The sequence below is a fragment of the Colwellia sp. KS18-150 genome (genome assembly GCF_057551365.1).
Genome location: NZ_BAAJMC010000034.1, coordinates 1 through 23,994, shown reverse-complemented (window position 1 = coordinate 23,994; position 23,994 = coordinate 1). Strand labels below are relative to the sequence as shown.

Annotated in this window: 19 protein-coding genes and 3 tRNA genes; 13 read left to right on the top strand and 9 right to left on the bottom strand. The window is 37.8% G+C overall.

Annotated features, from left to right (window positions below; translation table 11 throughout):
• Nucleotides 1-61: 61 nt before the first annotated feature.
• The 4 genes from rplT to thrS form a co-directional block, all read right to left on the bottom strand.
• Nucleotides 62-421 (bottom strand): 50S ribosomal protein L20, encoded by a 360-nt coding sequence (gene rplT, locus AC27IF_RS19840; RefSeq protein ID WP_118959002.1) that lies wholly within the window; start codon nucleotides 419-421, stop codon nucleotides 62-64.
• A gap of 15 nt (nucleotides 422-436) precedes the next feature.
• Nucleotides 437-631 carry a 50S ribosomal protein L35 gene (gene rpmI, locus AC27IF_RS19835; RefSeq protein WP_487056087.1) on the bottom strand — a complete coding sequence of 65 codons (195 nt, stop codon included), beginning with the start codon at nucleotides 629-631 and terminating at the stop codon, nucleotides 437-439.
• A gap of 198 nt (nucleotides 632-829) precedes the next feature.
• Nucleotides 830-1,387 (bottom strand): translation initiation factor IF-3, encoded by a 558-nt coding sequence (gene infC / locus AC27IF_RS19830; protein WP_487056086.1) that lies wholly within the window; start codon nucleotides 1,385-1,387, stop codon nucleotides 830-832.
• Between the two features lie 212 nt (nucleotides 1,388-1,599).
• The gene (gene thrS, locus AC27IF_RS19825) at nucleotides 1,600-3,510 is read right to left on the bottom strand and encodes a threonine--tRNA ligase (RefSeq protein ID WP_487056085.1); all 1,911 of its coding nucleotides are present in this window, start codon (nucleotides 3,508-3,510) and stop codon (nucleotides 1,600-1,602) included.
• Nucleotides 3,511-3,761: 251 nt separating this feature from the next.
• Between thrS and AC27IF_RS19820 the strand changes: the two genes are divergently transcribed.
• On the top strand, nucleotides 3,762-5,858 hold the full coding sequence (locus AC27IF_RS19820) for a sensor domain-containing protein (RefSeq protein ID WP_487056084.1): 2,097 nt from the start codon (nucleotides 3,762-3,764) through the stop codon (nucleotides 5,856-5,858).
• Nucleotides 5,859-5,864: 6 nt separating this feature from the next.
• On the opposite strand, the gene AC27IF_RS19815 is transcribed toward AC27IF_RS19820, so the two are convergent.
• Nucleotides 5,865-7,523, bottom strand: coding sequence for an NAD(P)/FAD-dependent oxidoreductase (locus AC27IF_RS19815; RefSeq protein WP_487056083.1), 1,659 nt, complete (start codon nucleotides 7,521-7,523; stop codon nucleotides 5,865-5,867).
• A gap of 155 nt (nucleotides 7,524-7,678) precedes the next feature.
• Here AC27IF_RS19815 and AC27IF_RS19810 point away from each other — a divergent pair, with 155 nt between their 5' ends.
• The 7 genes from AC27IF_RS19810 to AC27IF_RS19780 all read left to right on the top strand — a co-directional run bounded on the left by AC27IF_RS19810 (nucleotide 7,679) and on the right by AC27IF_RS19780 (nucleotide 12,909).
• Nucleotides 7,679-8,587 carry a fructosamine kinase family protein gene (locus AC27IF_RS19810; RefSeq protein WP_487056082.1) on the top strand — a complete coding sequence of 303 codons (909 nt, stop codon included), beginning with the start codon at nucleotides 7,679-7,681 and terminating at the stop codon, nucleotides 8,585-8,587.
• 88 nt (nucleotides 8,588-8,675) lie between these two features.
• On the top strand, nucleotides 8,676-8,882 hold the full coding sequence (locus tag AC27IF_RS19805) for a CPXCG motif-containing cysteine-rich protein (protein WP_487056081.1): 207 nt from the start codon (nucleotides 8,676-8,678) through the stop codon (nucleotides 8,880-8,882).
• Between the two features lie 137 nt (nucleotides 8,883-9,019).
• Nucleotides 9,020-10,381, top strand: coding sequence for an MATE family efflux transporter (locus AC27IF_RS19800; RefSeq protein ID WP_487056080.1), 1,362 nt, complete (start codon nucleotides 9,020-9,022; stop codon nucleotides 10,379-10,381).
• Nucleotides 10,382-10,487: 106 nt separating this feature from the next.
• Nucleotides 10,488-10,562 (top strand) — tRNA-Val (locus AC27IF_RS19795).
• Nucleotides 10,563-10,726: 164 nt separating this feature from the next.
• Nucleotides 10,727-11,203 carry a DUF2947 domain-containing protein gene (locus AC27IF_RS19790; protein ID WP_487056079.1) on the top strand — a complete coding sequence of 159 codons (477 nt, stop codon included), beginning with the start codon at nucleotides 10,727-10,729 and terminating at the stop codon, nucleotides 11,201-11,203.
• Entirely contained in the window at nucleotides 11,203-12,120 is a 918-nt protein-coding gene (gene rlmF / locus AC27IF_RS19785; protein ID WP_487056078.1) for a 23S rRNA (adenine(1618)-N(6))-methyltransferase RlmF, read from the top strand. The genes AC27IF_RS19790 and rlmF overlap by 1 nt, the downstream gene beginning before the upstream one ends.
• A 345-nt stretch (nucleotides 12,121-12,465) precedes the next feature.
• Nucleotides 12,466-12,909: a hypothetical protein gene (locus AC27IF_RS19780; RefSeq protein WP_487056077.1), complete on the top strand. Its 444-nt coding sequence runs from the start codon at nucleotides 12,466-12,468 to the stop codon at nucleotides 12,907-12,909.
• 105 nt (nucleotides 12,910-13,014) lie between these two features.
• Here AC27IF_RS19780 and AC27IF_RS19775 read toward each other — a convergent pair whose 3' ends face one another.
• Nucleotides 13,015-14,904, bottom strand: a complete 1,890-nt coding sequence (locus tag AC27IF_RS19775) for a DUF885 domain-containing protein (RefSeq protein WP_487056076.1) — start codon at nucleotides 14,902-14,904, stop codon at nucleotides 13,015-13,017.
• A gap of 224 nt (nucleotides 14,905-15,128) precedes the next feature.
• Between AC27IF_RS19775 and AC27IF_RS19770 the strand changes: the two genes are divergently transcribed.
• The 3 genes from AC27IF_RS19770 (at nucleotide 15,129) to AC27IF_RS19760 (ending at nucleotide 20,087) form a co-directional block, all read left to right on the top strand.
• Nucleotides 15,129-17,444 (top strand): YgiQ family radical SAM protein, encoded by a 2,316-nt coding sequence (locus AC27IF_RS19770; RefSeq protein WP_487056075.1) that lies wholly within the window; start codon nucleotides 15,129-15,131, stop codon nucleotides 17,442-17,444.
• A gap of 114 nt (nucleotides 17,445-17,558) precedes the next feature.
• The gene (locus tag AC27IF_RS19765) at nucleotides 17,559-19,151 is read left to right on the top strand and encodes an ABC-F family ATPase (RefSeq protein WP_487056074.1); all 1,593 of its coding nucleotides are present in this window, start codon (nucleotides 17,559-17,561) and stop codon (nucleotides 19,149-19,151) included.
• Nucleotides 19,152-19,238: 87 nt separating this feature from the next.
• Nucleotides 19,239-20,087 carry a 23S rRNA (adenine(2030)-N(6))-methyltransferase RlmJ gene (locus AC27IF_RS19760; RefSeq protein ID WP_487056073.1) on the top strand — a complete coding sequence of 283 codons (849 nt, stop codon included), beginning with the start codon at nucleotides 19,239-19,241 and terminating at the stop codon, nucleotides 20,085-20,087.
• A 36-nt stretch (nucleotides 20,088-20,123) separates the two neighbouring features.
• Here the strand turns inward: AC27IF_RS19760 and AC27IF_RS19755 are convergent, their stop codons facing one another.
• The 3 genes from AC27IF_RS19755 to gltX form a co-directional block, all read right to left on the bottom strand.
• Complete coding sequence (locus tag AC27IF_RS19755; RefSeq protein ID WP_487056072.1) at nucleotides 20,124-20,531, bottom strand: GFA family protein; 408 nt, start codon at nucleotides 20,529-20,531, stop codon at nucleotides 20,124-20,126.
• A gap of 181 nt (nucleotides 20,532-20,712) precedes the next feature.
• Nucleotides 20,713-22,062, bottom strand: coding sequence for a DEAD/DEAH box helicase (locus tag AC27IF_RS19750; protein WP_487056071.1), 1,350 nt, complete (start codon nucleotides 22,060-22,062; stop codon nucleotides 20,713-20,715).
• A 25-nt stretch (nucleotides 22,063-22,087) separates the two neighbouring features.
• Nucleotides 22,088-23,500 (bottom strand): glutamate--tRNA ligase, encoded by a 1,413-nt coding sequence (gene gltX / locus AC27IF_RS19745; protein ID WP_487056070.1) that lies wholly within the window; start codon nucleotides 23,498-23,500, stop codon nucleotides 22,088-22,090.
• Between the two features lie 293 nt (nucleotides 23,501-23,793).
• Between gltX and AC27IF_RS19740 the strand changes: the two genes are divergently transcribed.
• Together AC27IF_RS19740 and AC27IF_RS19735 are read left to right on the top strand one after the other, a co-directional pair.
• Nucleotides 23,794-23,869 (top strand) — tRNA-Val (locus AC27IF_RS19740).
• A gap of 37 nt (nucleotides 23,870-23,906) precedes the next feature.
• Nucleotides 23,907-23,983 (top strand) — tRNA-Asp (locus AC27IF_RS19735).
• Nucleotides 23,984-23,994: the final 11 nt, after the last annotated feature.

Genomic DNA, 23,994 nt, shown 5'->3' with positions numbered 1-23,994 from the left:
AATAGTACAAAAAAAAGAAAAGGACGCACTAGGCGTCCTTTCTCAAGTCTGTATTCAATTCTTATGCAGCTAAAGAAGCTTGCGCTTTTTCTACTAAGAATGTGAATGCTGCTTTATCGTATACTGCGATGTCAGCTAGGATCTTACGATCGATTTCAATAGAAGCCTTTTTAAGACCATTAATGAAACGGCTGTAAGATAAACCATTTTGACGAGCTGCTGCGTTTATACGAGCAATCCAAAGTTGACGGAATTGACGTTTACGTTGACGACGGTCACGGTAAGCGTATTGTCCAGCTTTAGTTACAGCTTGAAAAGCAACGCGATAAACGCGACTACGGGCACCGTAGTAACCTTTAGCTTGCTTTAGAACTTTTTTATGACGTGCACGAGCTTGTACACCACGTTTTACTCTTGCCATTTTCTATCTCTCCTATTAACCGTGACGTAAAAGTTTTTTAACTGATGCAATATCAGAAGCAGCGATCATACATTTAGCACGTAAATGACGCTTAACTTTAGTACGGCGTTTAGTCAAGATATGACGTAAGCCAGCTTGTTTGAACTTATAGCCAGAAGCTGTTTTTTTAAAGCGCTTTGCAGCACCTTTATTGGTTTTCATTTTAGGCATGTTAATAACTCTTTAATTTATACCAAACCCTAAGGATAGGCATATGCCAAATATTAAGTAGCGAGGGCGAAATTGATTTTTTACACCGAAATGTTAGAAGTCAATTTACTTGCAAGCCTGTACTACCAGCGTAAAGATAAAATTGGTGAATTAGGTTTTAATTAAAAATTAAACCCTAATTACTTGTCAAACCAAAGATTATCTATTTTTAGGGGCTAGAACCATCACCATTTGACGCCCTTCCGCTCTACGCGGAAAGAATTCAACTACGGTTAGCTCTGCTAAATCGTTTTTAACGCGAGTTAGTAGCTCTAAACCAAGCTCTTGGTGGGCCATCTCACGGCCACGGAAACGTAATGTAACCTTGACCTTGTCGCCGCCTTCTAAAAAGCGTTTCAGGTTACGTAATTTAACCTGATAATCGCCTTCATCTGTACCAGGTCGGAATTTAATTTCCTTAACCTGTATTTGTTTCTGCTTTTTGCGTTGCTCTTTCTGCTCTTTAGATTTCTCATAAAGAAACTTGCCGTAATCCATGACACGACAAACAGGAGGTTTAGCCGTAGGGCTTATTTCAACAAGATCTACACCAGCTTCATCAGCTTGGTCGAATGCTTCATTTAATGAAACAATGCCACCAGCTTCTCCGTCAAACTTAATTAAACGTATTTGATTATCTGGAATACCAGTGATTAACTCATTTAAACGATGTGCTGGCTCTTTTTGCCCGCCTCGTTGTCCACCTTTAATAGCCATGTTCCTCCTACAGAAACCTTTTTATTTACTTATAAATTGATCTTTGTTTTGACTTTATTGTCAAAAGTGCTCATTGACATTCGTCAACTCCGCGCTTTTTCCTCAAATTCAAAAAAAATCTCTACTTTCTAAGTGATAAATTTATTAACACTTAGAAAATTCAAATTATATTTAATCTGCTCGTTACCATTAACTTGCGACTAAAACTTTATTTATACCCGTGTTTTAACTTCTTCACTTAACTTAGCAATGAAGTCATCAACAGACATTTTTCCTAAATCTTCACCACTTCGAGTTCGAACAGCAATTTCGCCTGCTTCCATTTCTTTGTCACCGACAACTAAAAGGTAAGGAACTCTCTTTAAAGTGTGCTCGCGGATTTTAAAGCCTATTTTCTCATTTCTCAAGTCTAGTTTTGCTCTAAAGCCATTTTCTTTTAGTTTTTTAACAACTTTTTCACAATATTCACCTTGTTTGTCGGTAATATTCATAATTGTTGCTTGAATTGGCGATAACCAAGTTGGGAATTTCCCTGTGTACTCTTCGATTAAAATACCAATAAAACGTTCTAATGAACCTAAAATTGCTCTGTGAATCATCACCGGAGTATATCTTTCGTTATCTTCACCGACATAAGTTGCACCTAAACGCTCTGGCAAAGCAAAATCTAATTGTACTGTGCCACATTGCCAGTTACGACCTAAACAATCCTGTAGAGTAAACTCAATTTTAGGACCGTAAAATGCGCCTTCACCTGGTAGGTATTCAAATTCTATATCTAAATCTTTAAGCGCTTGAGCTAAACCTTCTTCAGCTTTGTCCCAAATTTCATCACTACCTATACGTTTTTCAGGACGTGTTGACAGTTTAACGATAATATCTTCAAAACCAAAAGTACGGTAAACGTCATAAACCATTTGGATACATTTACTAACTTCACTTTGCACTTGCTCTTCCATACAGAAGATATGCGCATCATCTTGAGTAAAACCACGTACTCGCATTAACCCGTGTAATGACCCTGAAGGTTCGTTACGATGACAACAGCCAAATTCAGCCATACGAAGTGGTAAATCACGGTAAGATTTCAAACCTTGATTAAATATTTGTACATGACCTGGACAGTTCATCGGTTTAATCGCATATTCGCGCTTTTCCGATGTGGTGGTAAACATGGCGTCACCATATTTATCCCAGTGTCCAGATTTTTCCCAAAGTACACGATCCATCATTAATGGACCTTTTACTTCGTCATAGTCATATTCGTGTAATTTTTCGCGAACAAATTTTTCTAACTCAGTGTAAATTGTCCAACCATCATTATGCCAAAACACCATACCTGGCGCTTCTTCTTGCCAATGAAATAAGTCTAATGTTTTACCAATTTTACGGTGGTCACGCTTTTCTGCTTCTGCAAGACGTTGAATATAAGCTTTAAGCTGCTTTTTATCTGCCCAAGCGGTGCCGTAGACACGCTGCAACATTTTATTGTCGCTATCGCCACGCCAATAAGCACCAGCAAGCTTCATTAATTTAAAATGATGACAATGACGCATACTTGGCACATGAGGGCCACGACACATATCAATGTATTCTTCATGATGGTACAAAGCTGGCGTGTCATCTTTTGAAATATTTTCATCTAAAATTTCAAGCTTGTAGGTTTCGCCACGTTCTTCAAACGTATCGCGAGCTACTTGCCAAGAGCCAACCTTTTTCACTACTTGATAATTAGTACGCGCTAATTCGGTCATACGTTTTTCAAGTTTAGTTAAATCATCTTCAGTGATAGTATGTTCTAAATCGACATCGTAATAAAAACCATTATCTATGGTAGGACCTATCGCCATTTTTGTATCTGGCCACAATTGCTTAATAGCATGCCCCAATAAATGTGCACAAGAATGACGAATGATTTCTAAACCTTCATCATCTTTATTGGTGATAAGTTGCAAAGCAGCATCTGCTTCAATTAATTCACAAGCATCAACTAAATCGCCATTGATACGACCAGCAATGGTAGCTTTAGCAAGTCCTGGACCGATATCTAATGCGACATCCATTACAGATACAGCAGAGTCGAAAGAACGAGTTGAACCATCAGGGAGAGTTATTACAGGCATGAAATTTTCCTTATCAGTGGTGGCACATACCAAGTGTCACATGAAAATTGTTTAGTTATGTTTTAAACAGAAAAAAGAGCTGAATAGCCCTTTAACGTTTGTTTTCTATTAATAATGCAGCAATTGTAAAAGCCTTGCTCTCTATACACAAGAAATATTACTTCAAACTGATACAAAAACTAAAAAATCATGAAAATTGAGCTATTATTTAAACTTACAATAAATTTACTTACTTGCGACTAGATGGATTTATGTCTATAGAAAGCTCTACATTATCAATCGATAATAAACTTATTTTCGAAACACTGGTTAATGAGTCAAATCAAGGAATAAGTGTTGCTGATATCAATGGCAATTATGTGTTTGTTAATCCATATTTCTGCAAATTGGTGGGCTACACAAAACCAGAGTTATTAACTATGAGTGATCTTGAACTGATAGTGCCCCAACAAAGCTCCCCTTTATTAGAAGCCCATAAAACTTCAAATGAGAGCATACCAAAACAAACGGTGTTAAGAAAAAAAAGTGGTGATACTTTTACTGCTGAAATAGTGAAACGCCAAATTCAGCTCGCATCCACAGAGTATGTCATTAGTACAGTGCAAGATATCACTAATCGCATTGCAACTGAAAAAGCATTACGTGAAAACGAAAAGCGCAATAGCATGATAATGCAAATTGCTAATGATGGAGTGTGGGATTGCCATATTGATACAGGATTAGTGGCATTTGATGAACGATATTATACCATGGCTGGTTATGAAAAAAATGAGTTCCCTTTTGCTCTTGAAGAATGGCAAAAAAGAGTTCATAAGGATGACTATGTTCAAGCTACCACGAGCTTCGACTCTTATCTAACTGGCGCTATTAACAATTACGACATTGAGTTTAGATTTTTACGAAAAGATAGCTCCTATATGTGGATTCGAGGGCAAGGAAAAATTGTTGAACGAGATGAGAAAGGCGCACCTTTACGTGTTATTGGTACTCACTCCGATATCAGTATTCAAAAAGAACATGAAGAAAAGATGATTCATCAGGCTCATTTTGATTCATTAACATTTTTACCCAACCGTTTTTTATCCTTAGACCGACTAACAATAGCTTGTGAAGATGCCAAAAGAAATGGTGAGCTTGTTGCGCTTCTTTTTTTAGATTTAGATGACTTTAAAAAAGTGAATGACACGTTAGGCCATGAGATAGGCGACCAATTATTAATAGATGCTGCCGAGCGATTAATGCATGTTGTGCGTAGTGTTGATACTGTTGGACGACTAGGTGGTGATGAATTTGTTGTTATATTGCGAGGATTGAAAGACAGTAAAGAGGCTCAGCCTATCGTCGAAAATTTATTGCGACAATTTAGAGATATGTTTGTTATTGATTCCAGAGAGCTGCTGTTAACAACCAGTGTTGGCATCGCTGTTTATCCCAATGACTCTAGCGATGCTTCTGAATTATTACGTTTCGCTGATTCTGCTATGTACGCCGCAAAAGAATGCGGCAGAAATACATATTATTATTACACCAAAGAAATGAATGAATGTGCACAACGACGACTAGCAATAGAAGAGCAACTCCATGGTGCTTTAGCAAGAAATGAATTCTATGTACATTATCAACCAAAGATAGATCTAAACAGCTCACGAATAATGGGGGCTGAAGCCCTTATTCGGTGGTATAACCCAAGGTTAGGAAACATCCCCCCCGATGAATTTATTAGCATTGCTGAGCATACTGGTGTTATTAGCCAGCTAGGCTTATTTGTTTTACAAGAATCTTTAAAACAAACCGCTATTTGGCAAAAGAAATTCAACCAAAACTTTCAAATAGCCGTCAATTTATCACCACGACAATTTAGAGACATGTACCTGATTGATATTATTAAAGCGAGTTTAAAACAAACAGGCGTCTCTCCAGAATCTCTTGAATTAGAGATTACTGAGGGTGTTTTACTATCAGGTCACAATAATGTCGAACAACTATTAGAAAGCATTACTCGCCTTGGTATTAAAATGGCGATGGATGATTTTGGTACCGGCTATTCATCGTTAAGTTACTTACAAAAATATCCTTTTGATGTTCTCAAAATTGACCGTAGCTTCATCAACGAAATGACCGATAGCTATAAAGGAAAAGCGTTAATTAAAGCAGTAATATCTATGTCTCACGCATTAAACTTAAAAGTCGTTGCTGAAGGCATTGAAACTAAAGAGCAGCTTAATCAATTAAAAGGCTTAAGCTGCGATTTTGGACAAGGCTATTTATTTAGTAAGCCGCTTTGCGTTGAGGAAATGAGTAAATTATTAACCACTCAAACCAACACTAGACATTTTGTGATCAGTTAAGGTTAATTATTTATCAGCCAAAATTGATAATGCGATAGCTTCAGCAATTTTAATTCCATCAATGCCCGCTGACAAAATCCCTCCAGCATAACCGGCCCCTTCCCCTGCAGGAAATAACCCTTTGGTATTCAAGCTTTGCATACTTTGTTTATTACGAGTGATTTGAATAGGTGAAGACGTTCGAGTTTCCACTGCCGTTAATGCGGCATCATCCATAGAAAACCCTTTGATCTTTCTTTCAAAAGCAGGCAAAGCTTCTCTAATCGCAGTGATCGCGTATTCAGGCAAAGCCTCACTAAGATCGCAAAATGTAACACCCGGTTTATATGAAGGTGTAACACTACCATGCTCTCCCGTTTTACTTCCGGCTAGAAAGTCACCAACAAGCTGTACAGGGGCATCATAATTATCTCCCCCCATATGATAAGCTTTTTCTTCTAGTCGACGTTGAAACTCAATACCTGCAAGTACGTCAGAGCCGTTAAAGTCTTTCGGCTCAATACCCACAACAATAGCACTATTCGCATTATGCTCCTTTCGAGAATATTGGCTCATGCCATTAGTAACTAATCGCCCTTCTTCTGATGCGGCAGCCACTACGGTGCCACCTGGGCACATACAAAAACTATAAACACTTCGGCCATTGCTGGCGTGATGAACTAACTTATAATCAGCAGCCCCTAAGATTTCATTACCTGCGTTTTCACCAAATCGTGCTTCATCAATCACAGACTGCTCATGCTCAATTCTAAAGCCTACTGAAAATGGTTTTGCTTTTATATAAACACCTTCATCATGAAGCATTTTAAAGGTATCACGAGCGCTGTGGCCTATAGCGAGAGCAATATGGTCTGTTTCAATTTTCTCACCACTGGCTAATGTTAAACCTATTACTTGTTTCGCACTAAAATCGTTTAATGCTTCTTCATCAAAAGTGATCGATTCATCCTCTTCAAAATGAATTTGCTCCACTCTTTGTTCAAAACGAACCTCACCACCTAACTCAATAATTTTTGCTCGCATACTTTCAACCATCATCACTAATCTAAAAGTACCAATATGAGGTTTACTAACATACAAAATTTCAGCGGGAGCCCCTGCTTCAACAAATTCATTTAATACTTTACGGCTATAATGTTTTGGATCTTTCACTTGGCTATAAAGTTTGCCATCAGAGAACGTACCCGCGCCACCTTCACCAAATTGTACATTAGATTCGGTATTGAGAATTTTTTTACGCCAAAAGCCAAATGTGTCTCTAGTTCGCTTTTTAACTTCTTTACCACGTTCTAGCACAATTGGTTTGAAGCCCATTTGTGCTAATACTAAACCTGCGAATAGGCCACAAGGCCCCATACCAATAACAACAGGTCGTTTTTTTAAATCTTTTGGTGCTTGAGCTACAAATTTATATTCCATATCTGGCGTGGGCTTAACATGGGGATCTTTACTAAATATTTCTAACAACAAGGCATCTTTTGTTGTGCTTAAATCTAAAGTATAAATCAGTAAAATTTTACTTTTCTTACGAGCATCATATCCACGCTTAAAAACAGTAAATTCAATTAAGTCAGCTTTATCAATCGCCAATTTTTGTAATATTGCTTGCTCAATAGCATCATCTTGGTGATTTAAAGGTAATTTAATTTCGGTTAAACGCAGCATGTGTTGAAGTCCAGATAAACAGGGAAGATAAAAATACTATTTTACCTGATAGTCATCGTTAGTTGAAACAAGAGATTGCATTTAAAGCAAAGAAAGGTGAATTGATTAAAAACAGCTATACTAAATTAAAATATGGCCAATAAATGGGTTAAACTATGTGGCATGTTATTGAGCAAGCTATTAGCGACGAAACAGCCTTGCCATTTATGATAACCGAGAAGGTTTCTTTATCTGCTGGTATTTCTAGCAATGCCCTTATTGATGTTAATGATCACCCTCTTAACTTGTCATATAAAATTTCAGACGGTAAGCGAAGTTACTTTATTAAGCTAAACAGTAAAGAAAACTTAATCAATTACCAAGCGGAAGCTTATTCATTACAACAATTAAAATCCCTCACCAATATCGCCTGCCCTGATGTAACGACTTTAGGTATCAGCTTAGACAAAAGTTTTTTGGTGCTTGATTATATAGATTTTAGCAAAGCAAAACCTGTGCTTTGGTATCAACTGGGGCAACAGCTCGCTCAAATGCATCAAGAAACCTCTCATGGACAGTTTGGTTGGCAACACGACAACTTTATTGGCAACACCATTCAACCTAATCACTGGAGTAGCAATTGGAGTACCTTTTTTTCTGAGCAGCGTATCGCTTGGCAATTACAGTTATTAAGTGAAAAATCAATTATTTTGGGTGACATTGATTACATTGCTAAAGCTTGTCACGACGCCCTACTCCATCATTATGTAACTCCATGCTTAGTGCATGGAGATTTATGGCAAGGGAATACCGGTTTTACTTTTGAACAGGGGATGATATTTGATCCCGCTTGTTATTTTGGCGATAGAGAAGTTGATATTGCCATGACGGAATTATTCGGGCAATTCCCCGATGATTTTTATCATGGTTATCAAGCTGAGTACCCTCTTGATAAAGGCTATGAACAACGGAAATTGGTATACAATTTTTATCATGTTCTAAATCATGCCAATATCTTTGGTGGTATTTATATAGAACAAGCAAAAGCCACCTTATCTCGCATTATGTCGATTGTTACTCATTAAGTTAAATGAGATAAATAACGCAATACATGTGGCATAACTAGTCAAAATTGCCATACTTAGAAGTAAGATATTTTTACAGGTTCTGATTATGCCTAAAGAGATAAGTGAAGAGCGTATTGAATGCCCACATTGCGGCCATCATTTACGTATTACCTTAGATTCTTCTGGTGGAGATCAAGATTTTTATGATGAATGCCCTGCCTGTTGCAGAGAAATCCACTATAAACTACATATTGATGAATACCATCAAAAAATTCAACTAGCAATCGATAGTGACGACGAACAAGTGTTTTAATAATATTTCTTATAACCAGCAGCTATATCTTGCTTGGTTCCTCCTTCTTCAATATGATAGCTCATACCAAACGGATTGATTATTGAAGTGTCGCTTTTAGGCTCTTTTTAACTTTGCCTATCGCAAGCGTAATACTAATGAATTTTTCTTCTTTTTTATCGAATACTAAAAGCTTAATAAAGCTGGCTTATCCCATTTTAATTGCCCAATTAATTCAAAATTTAATGGGATTTGTTGATATTGTGATGGCTGGACGTGTCAGTGCAACTGATATGGCCGCAGTTGCCGTAGCAAATAGTATTTGGTTGCCGCTGATATTAACCGTATATGGGCTAATTATGGCACTTGCGGCTATTGTCTCTCAGCTTGCCGGCTCTAAAAATTTCACAGCGATTAGTGAACAAACCTACCAAACGGCTTGGATCGCTCTGGTATTAGGATTAGCGCTTATTGGGCTATATTACTTACTCGCCCCTCTTATTGCCCCAAGTATTGAACTTGAAGGGAATTTAAAACCTTTATTGTTTGATTATTTACGCTATATCGTTTGGGGAGCACCAGGCTATTGTTTGTACCTAGTGTTAAGAAATTATTCTGAAGGCCTCTCTTATACTAAACCTACTATGGTAATTAGTATCATTGGCCTAGTTGTTAATATTCCCGCCAATTATATTTTTATCTATGGCGAGTTTGGTGCCCCATCATTAGGTGGTGCTGGTTGTGGAATTGCAACCGCTCTTGTTTATTGGGCAATGTTTATCAGCATGCTTATTTATACCTTTAGCTCCAAGGTGCTAAAACAAGCCACATTATTTGATAAGTTTTATTGGCCAAACTGGCGAGAAATTAAAAGTATACTTTCCTTAGGTATTCCTATTGCGTTGTCTTTATTATTTGAAGTTAGCCTTTTTGCTATTGTCGCGATTATTCTAGTGCCTTTTGGCGCAGAGGTGGTTGCGAGCCATCAAATAGCCTTAAACTTTAGCGGTTTGATATTTATGGTGCCATTAAGTTTAGCAATGGCCACCACGATAAAAGTAGGTTACGCCTTAGGTCATAATGATCATCAACAAGCAAAAGATTTTACTAGCCATGCTATTATTTTAGGCTTGTTGCTCGCTGTTTTTACCGCCGTTATTACTGTGCTATTTAGGGTGCCTATTGTCAGCATATATACTACTGAATGGCCTGTTATTGAGCTTGCAGCCAATATCATGTTACTTGCTACCTTGTATCAATTTTCTGATACGGTACAAGTTGTTTCTGCTGGCGCGCTTAGAGGTTACAAAGATACTAAGTCTATTTTATACATTACCTTTGTTTCGTATTGGTTAGTAGGTTTAAGTGTTGGCTTAATATTAGGCGTTACTGACTGGATAGTACCTGAAATGGGACCTTATGGATTCTGGATAGGTTTTATTACCGGATTAACAACAGCAGCGGTATTACTTGCATGGCGATTAAAAGTTATCCAACAACGTTTAGCCGCTATCAATTAACTTGCTTTAAAAACAAGCAAACAAACCAAGTTTATTGATAATTCTTATTTATTTAAACAAAACCACTTGCGCCCTTGTGAATTATCAGTAAAATGCACTTCTCTTTGCGCGGTTAGCTCAGTGGTAGAGTCCTCGCCTGACTTGCGAGTTGTCAAGTGTTCGAATCACTTACCGCGCACCATATATAGAAAAAGAGTTACCATCAGGTAACTCTTTTTTTTTGTCTTAAGACTTAGCCTAAAAATACTATAGGAAGTAATTGTAGTTATTTTATTTCTTACTAATTCAATCTAGGCTAGTTATACTTCTACTGTTTTCATTCAATCACAAGTTAGAGTCACATTAATGAGTTACATCCCGTTAGCACAATTAAAAAATGTTTGGGTTTTCAAACATAAAAGCTTACCTATAAGTGAGGCTGACTTTACGAAGATAAAACCCATGGCTAAAGAGCGTGCTAATGTATTGTGGGATACCTTCATTAGTCGTCAAGTTGATCATCCTGACTTTTTCAAAAAAGGTGATTGGCCTGATGATAAAAGTAATTGGCAAGAGCAAGGTAAATGGGAAGGCATTTGGGATAGTGATGAAGATAATTTGCCAGAGTTAATTACTTCACATATTGCTTGGGATAATAATACGGTTGTTTACTATTGTTCAAGTAGGGACAATGTCATTGAAACTACTTGGGCGACATTTAAACGTTGTTGGAAAAATTTTCTCTTTATGGATGACGGCCCTATTCTACTTGGTAAAAAACGTCAACAAGTTGTCCAATTTAGTAGTAATGGATACTTTAAAATTGGCACTCAACCAAAATAATGACCAGTAAGAACGTGTTGCACCCACGTAATAAACATCGTCAAGGTTATAACTTTACAGAGCTTATGAAAGCTCATGAGCCGCTATCGGCTTATGTAATAAAAAACAAGCATAACCAACAAAACACCATAGATTTCAGTAAAGCGGAAGCGGTAAAAGAGCTCAACCGAGCTTTGTTAAAAAAACATTATCAAATACAAGCATGGGATTTCCCCAAAGGTTATTTGTGCCCACCTATTCCTGGGCGTATTGATTACATCCATTATCTAAACGACTTAATAATCTCAAGTAATATTGAAGGAAATATTTCTGTATTAGATATAGGTACAGGTGCGAGTTGTATATATCCTCTATTGGGTGCAAGCGAGTATGGCTGGAAATTTGTGGCTTCAGATATCGATCCTATTTCAGTAAAGTCGGCAAATAAAACGATCAGTGCAAATAAACAGTTAGCCTCACTCATCAATTGCCGATTACAAAATGATAGTAACCATATTTTTAAAAATATTATCTTACCTGATGAGTTTTACCACTTAACACTATGTAACCCTCCGTTTCATAAATCTTTAGCTGATGCGAGTGCTGGTACAGATAGAAAGTGGAAAAACTTAAACAAGTCCACAAAAACACCAGCCAAGAGTGAGCTAAATTTCGGCGGTCAAAAAGCGGAGCTGTGGTGTAAAGGTGGTGAATTAGCATTTATTAGAAAAATGATTAATGAAAGTAAGCACTACCGTGAACAAGTGCTTTGGTTTACTTGTTTGGTGTCGAAGAAAGATCATTTATCGTCATTAAAGCTATCACTAAAAAAAGCAAAAGTTACCCGTGTTCAAATCATAAAAATGGCACAAGGGCAAAAAGTAAGCCGATTTATTGCGTGGAGTTTTCAGCAGTCATTGTTATCAAATTACGACTAACACCTCCATCAATAATTTATAATTAACCTTTAAACCTCCTCTCTCTTAAATTTATTCCATTACCTATTTTAGTCACTACTAAGATCATTCTTAGCGATCTCAAAAACTAGCTATAAAAATTTCAATTTATTCAAAATTTCAAAAACAAAAGCTTTATATCATTTATCAAAAACAAGTGTTCACTTTCTTATGCGTATTGGTATTACTTTGCCTGAGTAAGTCTAGCTTTGAGTATTAATGAATAAAATAAATGAAAAATAATGCTTGAATACTAGCCAAAATAGATATACTGTACATCCATACAGTATATCTATTTTTACTTAATCTAGTTACAAGGTATTCATTATGTTCAATACAAATATCAATAAAATCAACACAATAAAAAACTCTACTGCAATAGAGGCAACTGTGAATTTATCCTGGTTACAACATACTAATGTGAATAATGATTTTGAATTGTCTACTCAGTACGCAAACATTTGCCAACAACATAACCAAGAAAAGAAGTGGGTTTTATTCATTAACCCAGAAGAAAGTTCAATAGAGCAACTGGCAAAAACGCATAATGTTGATGTATCAAAAATATTGATGGTAAATTATAAAAGTGTCGACAAGTACCAAACAAAAGTAGACTTAGCACAAATTAAATCAGTGCTAAGTAAAGGGAATTGCTCGGCAGTAATTCTATCAAATACTAGCTTTAAACAAGATGAAATTACCCAACTAGAAAACTCTGCATGTGAAGGAAAAACCCAATGCGTACTGTTGAAAAAACGCACTTTACATTAGATGACAAAATGAAGGTCTGTTGATCTTTTATCTTTGAACATAAAAAAGCCACGAGTATTTCCATACTCATGGCTACTATTTTAACTAAGGGGTTAAGACTTATCTTTATAGCTGCTCTTTAACCCACTGATTAACATTTCGATCTAATACCGCCATTGGTACTGCACCACCCAGCAGTACCACATCATGAAACGCGCTTAAATCAAATTTATCACCCAATTGACTCTTCGCTTGTTCACGTAGTGATAAAATTTTCAACATACCTAGCTTATAGCCTAATGCTTGCCCAGGCCATGTGATATATCGTTCGATTTCAGCAACAACATCGGACTCTGCAGTACCCGTTTGTTCACTCATATAGCTAATAGCTTGCTCACGTGTCCAGCGCTTATGATGCATGCCAGTATCAACCACTAATCGTACCGCACGAAATAACTCTGCTTGTAAACGGCCTAAATCTCCGAATGGATCATCTTTATACATCCCCAGCTCTTGAGCTACTTGTTCAGAATAAAGTGCCCACCCTTCTACAAAAGCATTATATGGCGCAATTCTGCGTAAAAAAGGTAATGACGCTTGGTCCATATTTAGCGCGACTTGCCAATGATGTCCTGGATTCGCTTCATGATAGGTTAATGTTTTTAACCCAAACTTAGGATTAGCTTTCATGTCACGTAAGTTAATCCAATAAATACCTGGTTTCGAGCCATCAACCGATGGAGGACTGTACTGACCACCTGGCGCACCGTCTTGAATTTCGACAGGAAAAGAGCGAACTTGCACTTGGTAACTAGGCTTAGTTTTAAATACCGGAGCCATAGTCTCGGTTATTTCATCAATATAGCCATTAAGATCTGCTAGTAACTGCGCACGTCCAGCTTCTGAATCTTCATAGAGAAAACGCTCTTCCTCATTTAGTGCCACCATACGCTCGCCAACAGTGCCTTCTTTATACCCCTCATTAACTAGAATGGCATTCATCTCAGCACTAATGCGTTTTACTTCGTCCAAGCCCACTTGATGAATTTCATCAGCAGTTAATGTGCTATCACCTAACTGCTTAATAGCTTCTTGATAATAAGCTCCACCATTTGGCTGTGCCCAAACACCGGCTTCACTTCGAGAGTTGTTAACTAACGCTTCTGCTACTTTCGTGATTGATTGGTATGCGGGATAAACAACTGTCGTGACTTTATCAATCACCTGCTCTGTTAACTTTTGTTTTTGTTCTGCTGACAATGAATCTACTAAAGCAATTTTATCTTTGAAATGAATAACAAAAACATGCTCACTAGGCTCTGCGCTAATAAAACCTTGTAAGTAATTTAAAGCACCTTGTGCTGTCGTTACCGGTGGTAACCAGTTTTGAGCACTATCAAAATTAACTTTCGCTTCAATACTAGCAACCATTTGACCAAATTGCGCCAAGCGAGCAATATAATCTTCGGCTTCTTGTACCGTGGTAATTGGTTGATCGTTTTGCATAATACGAGGAATATCAATTAAAGGCCCATTTATTTGATTAACTATAAATGGTGATAACCCCATCCACATATCAATATAGCCGATGCTAAAATCTTTATGGCCAGCATAATACTGGCTAATACCTGCCATCACTTGCTGATTGTCAATATCAGTACTGGTAGACGATGACAATTGAAATGCTGCAATTTTCGAAGAAATATCAGCCAAATCCTTGCGTAATTTAGCCTCATTCTCTGGACTAAAATCAATTAACTGCCCACTGAAATCAATGCCTACATCTTGGCTAGTTAAACCATACATTGTTGCTTCTGGTGCTCTTTGTTTAAATAACACTTGCTTGGCTTGTAGGTATAGAGCATCAACACTTTCATTCGCTTGAGAGCTTTTTTTTGCTTGTTCTACTTCAACGGTATTTTGTACAGCTTTCTCTTTAGGCTTATTATTATCTTGACTACATGCCGTTAACGCGAAAGCTGTTACTATCGCGGTACTGATGAGAGTTAATTTCATTTTCGTTATCTCTTAGGGAAATATTTTTGTGGCATGATTAGAGCAAAAGCAATCACAGATGTAAATATCCACAGCCAAAATTGTATACAATTTATTGTAAAGGAATAATAACAAGGTTTTACCTATACTAACTGCAGATTCTTTTAGAAAAACCCCAGCTTTTTTGCTATAATCGCGCGCCTACTTTTAGGGTAGATTATTTATCATTTTTAATAGAGCAAACTATGAATCAAGCACAACCACAAGCCTTATTTGAATACCCAAAGTATTGGGCAGAGTGCTATGGAACAGCCCCCTTTCTTCCTATGTCTAGAAAAGAGATGGATGTTTTAGGTTGGGATAGTTGCGATATTATTATTGTTACCGGTGATGCTTATGTTGATCATCCTAGCTTTGGTATGGCGATTATAGGCCGAATGTTAGAGTCTCAAGGCTTTCGTGTAGGAATTATTGCGCAACCTGATTGGCGCTCTAAAGATGCATTTATGGAGCTTGGTAAACCCAATTTATTTTTTGGGGTAACTGCCGGTAATATGGACTCAATGATCAACCGCTATACAGCAGAACGTCGAATGCGCCACGACGATGCTTATACACCTAACGATGAAGGTGGTAAGCGCCCTGACAGAGCTGTAACTGCTTATACTCAACGTTGTAAAGAAGCCTTTAAAGGCGTGCCGGTTGTTATTGGCGGCATTGAAGCCAGTTTACGTCGTATTGCCCACTACGATTATTGGTCAGATAAAGTTCGCCGTTCAGTATTATTTGACTCAAAAGCCGATCTTTTAATTTACGGAAATGCCGAACGTCCACTGGTAGAAATTGCCCACCGAATTTCACGCGGGGAGAATGTAAAAGAAATTACCAATGTTCGTGGTAGCGCCTTTTTAGCCAATCAAGCACTTCCGGGCTGGAAAGGTATTGACTCTCGAGATATCGACAGACCAGGTAAAATAGACCCTATCATTAGCCCTTATGAAGAAATCACACCTACTACTTGTAGCGAGAGCTCAGCTGAATTAGATGAATCAACAGATGTCACTAAAACAGCCCAAGTAATAAGTATTACTGAATTAGCCGAAAACAAGTCAGCTTATAGCCGTAATACTAGTTGGGAGAAAAAAGCCAAACCTTGGGAAGATACCTATATTAATTTACCCACTTTTGAGCAGGTAAAAGATAATAAAGTAATGTATGCCCATGCTTCTCGTATTTTTCATCAAGAAGTTAACCCTACTTCAGCTAAACCTTTAGTACAAAGTCATGGTAACCGCATTATTTGGTTAAACCCACCGGCAACACCGTTATCTGAAGCTGAAATGGATGGTGTATTTGGACTCGCCTATCAGCGCGTACCGCACCCAAGTTATGGCAAGGCTAAAATTCCCGCTTATGACATGATCAAAACCTCGATAAATATTATGCGAGGCTGTTTTGGTGGTTGTACTTTTTGTTCTATTACCGAACATGAAGGCCGCATAATTCAATCACGCTCTCACGAATCTATCATCAACGAAATTGAAGATATCAAAGCGAAAGTGCCTGGTTTTACTGGTGTTATTTCAGATTTAGGCGGCCCTACCGCCAACATGTACCAACTCAATTGCAAAAGTGAAAAGGCTGAGGCAACTTGTCGTAAGCCTTCTTGTGTTTGGCCAACTATTTGCGGTCACCTTGATACTGACCACACACCAACCATTGAGCTTTATCGAAAAGCGAGAAAAGTAAAAGGCATTAAAAAAGTCTTGATTGCATCAGGTGTGCGTTATGATCTTGCTATTCAAGATCCCGACTATGTAAAAGAATTAGCCAGTCATCATGTGGGTGGTTACTTAAAAATAGCACCTGAGCATACCGAAGAAGGGCCATTAAATAATATGATGAAGCCAGGTATGGGTAGCTATGAAAAATTTAAAGAAATGTTTGATCATTACTCAAAGCTGGCCGGTAAAAAGCAATATTTAATTCCGTACTTTATTTCCGCTCATCCAGGAACGAGTGACAGAGATATGGTCAATTTAGCTTTGTGGCTAAAAGAAAATAATTTTAAATTGGATCAAGTTCAAAACTTTTACCCTTCTCCTTTGGCAAACGCAACCACCCTTTATCATACTGAACTAAACTCTTTACGAAATGTAACCAGTAAGAACCTTGCAAAAGAAGGTGGCAAAATCACCGTTCCTAAAGGAGCCATTCAGCGAAGACTACATAAAGCTATTTTACGCTACCATGATGCCAACAATTGGCCTGAAATCCGTCAAGCACTGACAAAAATGGGGCTTAGCCGATTAATTGGCTCGGCGCCAAACTGCCTAGTTCCTAGAGAAACTCGCAGTGAACAACGTAATGTTGAGCAAAGTAAACGACAAGGTAAAAATAATGCCAGAGGCAATAAAACAAGCCCAGGGCAAAAAAGAAATAATAGTAAACAACAAAAAGGCTTAACACGCTTTAGCAATGATCAGTTTTCTGAACAAAATAAAAGCAAAAAGCATCACAAACCTAAATCTAAAAAGGTTTATGGTCAAAGACAAAAGTAATTAATATTTAATGAATGCCGGAAATTCAAGAAAGTTGTGTCAATCTATTTAAGGTAAATGAACACTTCTGACAACGAATTACTCCACTTGATAAAGACATAAAGGATATAAATTGTGTTAGCAGCAAACAACATCACTCAACAATTTGGGGCTAAGCCTCTGTTTGAAAACATTTCGCAAAAGTTTGGTGGCGGTAACCGTTATGGTTTAATCGGTGCAAATGGTTGTGGTAAATCTACCTTTATGAAAATTTTAGGTGGTGATTTAGAGCAAACATCTGGCAATGTCAGTTTAGATACCGGAGAACGTTTAGGTAAATTACGCCAAGATCAGTTTGCTTTCGAAACTAACAGTGTTATTGATACAGTTATTATGGGTCATACCGAGCTATGGGCTGTTAAAGAAGAGCGCGATCGCATCTATGCTTTACCAGAAATGAGTGAAGAAGACGGCATGAAAGTTGGTGATTTAGAATCTGAGTATGCTGAAATGGATGGCTATAGCGCCGAAAGTCGCGCAGGTGAATTACTTATCGGTGTTGGTATTCCTGTTGAGCAGCATTATGGATTAATGAGTGAAATAGCACCGGGATTTAAATTACGTATTCTCTTAGCGCAAGCGTTGTTTTCAAACCCCGATATTTTGTTACTTGATGAGCCAACTAACAACTTGGATATTCACACTATTCAATGGCTTGAAGACACTCTAAATGAACGTGATTCAACCATGATCATTATTTCTCATGATAGACATTTCTTAAACAGTGTTTGTACTCATATGGCCGATTTAGATTATGGCGAGTTGAGTGTATTCCCTGGAAATTATGATGAATACATGTTGGCTGCAACACAAGCAAGAGCCCGTTTATTGGCTGATAACGCGAAGAAAAAAGCTCAGATAGGTGAGTTACAAGCCTTTGTGGCACGTTTCTCAGCTAACGCATCAAAAGCAAAACAAGCGACATCGCGTGCTAAACAAATTGATAAAATTCAATTAGAAGAAGTGAAAGTATCTAGCCGTAGTAACCCTTTCATTCGGTTCGAACAAGAGAAAAAACTATTTCGTAACGCGTTAGTTATTGAGCAGCTGAATAAAAAATTCGATGAAGCTCATATATTAAAAGATATTTCAGCGCTAGTTGAAGTGGGCGAACGTGTCGCCATCATTGGTGAAAATGGTATAGGTAAAACCACCTTTTTACGTACTTTAATGAATGAAGTGGGCTATGAGCCAAGCTCAGGTGAGTATACTTGGTCTGAAAACGTCAACATCGGCTATTACGCGCAAGATCATGAATACGAATTTTCCACAGACATGACTTTGTTTGAATGGATGAGCCAATGGCGTCAACCAACTGATGACGAGCAAGCCGTTCGAGGTTACTTGGGTCGATTACTTTTTTCAGCGGATGATATCAAAAAGAATGTAAGCGTACTTTCTGGTGGTGAAAAAGGTCGTATGCTATTTGGTAAGCTAATGATGCAAAAGCCTAACATTCTAGTGCTCGATGAGCCGACGAACCACATGGATATGGAATCTATCGAATCATTAAATATGGCCTTAGAGCAGTATGAAGGTACGTTATTTTTCGTTAGCCATGACCGAGAGTTTGTTTCAACTATCGCTACCCGTATTATCGAAATTACCCAAGAAGGATATATTGATTTTGCCGGAACTTATGATGAGTATTTAGCTAACAAAGCATAGTTCGATTATTATGAGCCGATATAAACAGACCAAGTGTTATAAACATCGGCTCAATTTCATCTGTTAAACATCATTTAAGGACTTATTTTGCTCAGTTATCGCCACGCCTTCCATGCCGGAAATTTCGCAGACGTATTAAAGCATAGTGTCTTAACACTAGTACTTGACTATATGACCCGCAAAGAAAAAGGCTTTCATTACATTGACAGTCATTCAGGTGCTGGCATGTACCAACTCAATGATGAATATGCACAAAAAACCGGTGAGTATAAAGATGGTATAGCTAAATTAGTTAAAGAAACCGACCATCCAGAAGCATTGCAGCCATATATTGATGTTATTAATGAATTAAATCCAAATAGCGAAATTAACGATCTTGAGATATATCCCGGCTCTCCGGGTATCGCTAAACGCTTTATGCGCAGACAAGATAGTACTCACCTATTTGAATTACACCCAACAGATATACAGCACCTAACGGACTTTTGCTATCGTTGGAAAAAGGCATTCATTAAACAAAGTGATGGCTATCAAGGTGTTTTAGGATTATTACCACCACCGAGCCGTCGAGGTGTCGTGCTAATCGATCCCCCTTATGAATTAAAGGAAGATTACTTAAAAGCGGTAGATACGATTATTAAAGCCTATAAAAAGTTTGCAACTGGTACCTATATTCTCTGGTATCCCGTGGTTAAACGTCAGTTAGTCGATAATATGACAACTCACTTTATAAACAGCGAAGTAAAGAATTTACTGCAAGTAGAGTTTTGTTTATCTGCAGATACTGATGAATATGGTATGACAGGTACAGGATTATATGTTGTTAATCCACCATGGCAATTAGCAAAGCAAATGCATGAGATGTTACCTTACTTAAAAGATAAGTTAGGCAATAATAATTCGAGCTTTAACGTTACTCAATTGATAGCGGAATAACTATTGTTTTGTAAAAATAGAATAATTGCACACTAATTAACGGCGGAATTGTTTAAATTTAGATAGGTTATCGTTAATTTCAAACCAATCCGCTTTAGACTCAACATAAATATGCGCGTCAGCGTGTACAGGCTCAAGCTTATCAAATGCCGCCAATGCTATTTCTATGGTGTCATCTTCCCGGTTAAATCTAGATTCAAATAATAAGCTTGAGCCACAACAAGAGCAAAACGATCTTACTGCGCCATTATCAGCTCTGTATTCTTTCAATAATTCCTTACCGGATAACCAGTGTAAATCTCGTTGTTTAGTTTCTACAAAGGTGGAAAAAGCAGCGCCATGAAACTTTTGACACATGGTGCAATGACAATGCCCGACTGGGCCTTGAAATTTTTCAACTTGAAAAGTAATTGCTTTGCATAAACAACTGCCAATATTTGTCATTTTTGCCTCACCTTCAAAGGGGTTATAAATCAGATAGGTAGACTATTTTAAACAGCTAACTAAATACATGAACAATATTCAAGCTAACTGTTTAAAATTTAAATTTTATGCCCGTTCATCAGTATAAATTGACGACATATAGCTATCAATAAGTGAGCGATAGCTATTAAAAAGCTAAATATTAGTCAACTTCATCAGCACCATTTTCTTCAAGCTGTTGTGCAGACAATGGTTTCTTACGCTTAATAATTGGCATATCACCCACGTCTTGTGCAACATGAAATACTTTCTTTGTCGCTTTTTTCGCTTTTGTCGATTTGGATTTATCTTGGTTAGTGACTTTTTTCTTAACGGTTTTAGGGGCAGCTTTCTTCGGTTTTAAACCTTTGAATTTTGCTTTCAATCCGTCGACGTGATCAAAGTTTATCGTTTGCTCTAATAGGCCTTCAACATTTTTAAAACTTAACCAATCTTTAGGACCAACTAAAGCAATAGCATCACCTTGACTGCCTGCTCTACCAGTACGGCCAATACGATGGATAAATTCCTCAGTATGCTTTGGCATATCAAAATTGATCACTAAAGAGACATTGACTAAATCCAAGCCTCGAGAGGCTAAATCTGTAGTAACCAATAATTTATGCTGCCCTTTACTAAACGACTCCATTATTTGGTTACGCTGGCTTTGATTTAATTCGCCACTTAACGCTACTGCATTTAGCTCTTTCTCACTAAGTAAATTTGCTAAACGTTCAGTGTCACTTCGCGTTGCCGTAAAAATAATGGCTTGCTGATAATCTTCATCAGCAAGAAAGTGCTGTAACAACACCTCTTTATGATCAAGGTTGTCAGCTAAATAAAACCGTTTGTTAATATCTTGATGCTCAGTAAAAGCGCCACCTATAGCAATACGCTTTGGTTTTTTCAGTAACTCTTGTGCAAAATCATTCACTTGCGCATGATCTAATGTCGCTGAGAATAACAGTGTTTGACGCTTTCTATGATCTGCTGCTTTATTAATTTGACTTAATTGTTCTGCAAAGCCTAAATCAAGCATGCGATCCGCTTCATCTAAAATCAATAACTCTAGACCATTTAAGTAAAAGTGACCTTGACTTAAATGATCAGCAAGTCGACCAGGTGTCGCAACAATAAAGTGGGGATCCTTTTCAAGTACTTTAACTTGATCATTAAAGTTTTCACCACCTAAAACCAACACGGCTTTAAACTGAGTGTTAGCGGTGAATAAACGTAACTGGCTAAAAACTTGTTTAGCTAGCTCTCGTGTTGGCGTTAAAATAACCACACGGGGATCACGCTTTGATAAGGCACGATTTTTGGCTAAACGCTGTAAAGCAGGAATAATAAATGCTAGCGTTTTTCCTGAACCCGTTTTTGATGACGCAATAAGATCATGCCCTTGCATTGCTGCAGGTATTGCTTGTTGCTGAATTTCTGTGGGCGCCGTAAAGCCTAGATGCTCTACAGTACTCATTAAACGGCTTTCTAAACCAAAATCACTAAATTGCACTTATTTCTCCTAACTTTACTATTAACTAACCGGCAGCAATACGCTCTTCAACCACAACTAGCGCTTGATCAATACGAGCGAGTACTTTGTCTTTATCAAGTAAAGCCAAGGTAATATCAAGAGAAGGTGAATTTCCGCCACCTGTTGCTGCAACTCGAAGCGGCATCCCAACTTTCCCCATACCTACTTCTAGCTCTTCTGCTGTATCATTAATAGCAGCATGAATTAATGCCGGTTGCCAATCAGCCAACGCAGCTAGTTTATCTTTCACTAATAATAGCGGCTCTTTAACCACAGGACGTAAATGTTTTTTAACGGCTTTAGCATCAAGCTCAGTAAAGTCTTCATAGAAATAGCGAGATATCTCAGCCATTTCTTTCAATGTTTTCACTCTATCCGCTTGGATTTTTACTATTTCCGCGAGTGCGGGACCATTTTCAGTATTAATATTTTGATTCTTCATATGCCAAGCTAAATGACTCGCAACATATTCAGGATCCATCGTTTTCATATAATGCTGGTTAACCCAGATAAGTTTGTCTGTATTAAAACCTGAAGGCGCACGATTACAGTCTTTCAAATCAAAAAGCTCAATCATTTCTTCTCGAGAAAATATCTCTTTATCACCGTGAGACCAACCTAAACGTACTAAATAGTTTAATAAAGCTTCAGGTAAATACCCATCATCACGATATTGCATTACACCAACCGCACCATGACGTTTTGATAAACGCTTGCCATCATCACCTAAAATCATTGGGATATGCGCATATTCAGGAATGTCCGCCCCTAAAGCCGCTAAGATATTAATTTGCTTTGGTGTATTTGAAATATGATCATCACCGCGAACAACATGGCTAACTTTCATATCCCAATCATCAACAACAACCGTTAGGTTATAGGTAGGTGTACCGTCAGAGCGAGCAATAATTAAATCATCTAATTGTTCGTTACTGATGGTGATATCGCCTTTTACCATATCTTTAATAACAACATCACCGTCTAATGGGTTTTTAAAGCGGATAACAAATGGTTTATCTGTTGGGTAATCTGTACGCTCACGCCACAGACCATTGTACTTTTCAATTTCGCCTTTCGCTTTCGCTTCTTCACGCATTACTTCAACTTCATCGCTCGTACTATAACAACGGTAAGCATTACCTGATGCTAATAGTTGCTCAATAACTTCTTTATAACGGTCAAAGCGTTTAGTTTGAAAATATGGGCCATGTGTCCACTCAAGGTTCAGCCAATTCATACCATCCATAATGGCGTCAACTGATGCTTGGGTAGAGCGCTCTATATCAGTATCTTCGATACGTAAAATAAAGTCGCCACCGTTTTTTTGTGCATAAAGCCAACTATATAAAGCAGTTCGGGCACCACCAACGTGTAAATAACCAGTAGGACTAGGGGCAAAGCGAGTAGTTAAAGTCATAAAAATCTCAACATTAAAAGCCTAAGTATTATTAATAATGACTTAGGAGGGATAAATAGGTCTCAAGAATTGGCGGCATTTTAGCATTGTGTTTAAGTTAATTCACCTTTTAACCACATTAGTTTGCAAGTGGGTATGAAAGTGCTGGATAAAATTTAACAATAATGCAGACAAAAACGCCGTAATGAACAAAAAAAAATCAAACAACACAATATTTGAAAATAATTAGCAATTTTAATAGCTTTTATGTTGACAGCTTTTTGGATCTGCCTATAATACGCCCCCACAGAGACGGACGATTAGCTCAGTTGGGAGAGCACCGCCCTTACAAGGCGGGGGTCACTGGTTCAAGCCCAGTATCGTCCACCATCTTTATTTTAAGATGCTGTGAGTAAACAGATTTTGCGGAGTGGTAGTTCAGTTGGTTAGAATACCGGCCTGTCACGCCGGGGGTCGCGGGTTCGAGTCCCGTCCACTCCGCCACTTTGTTTACG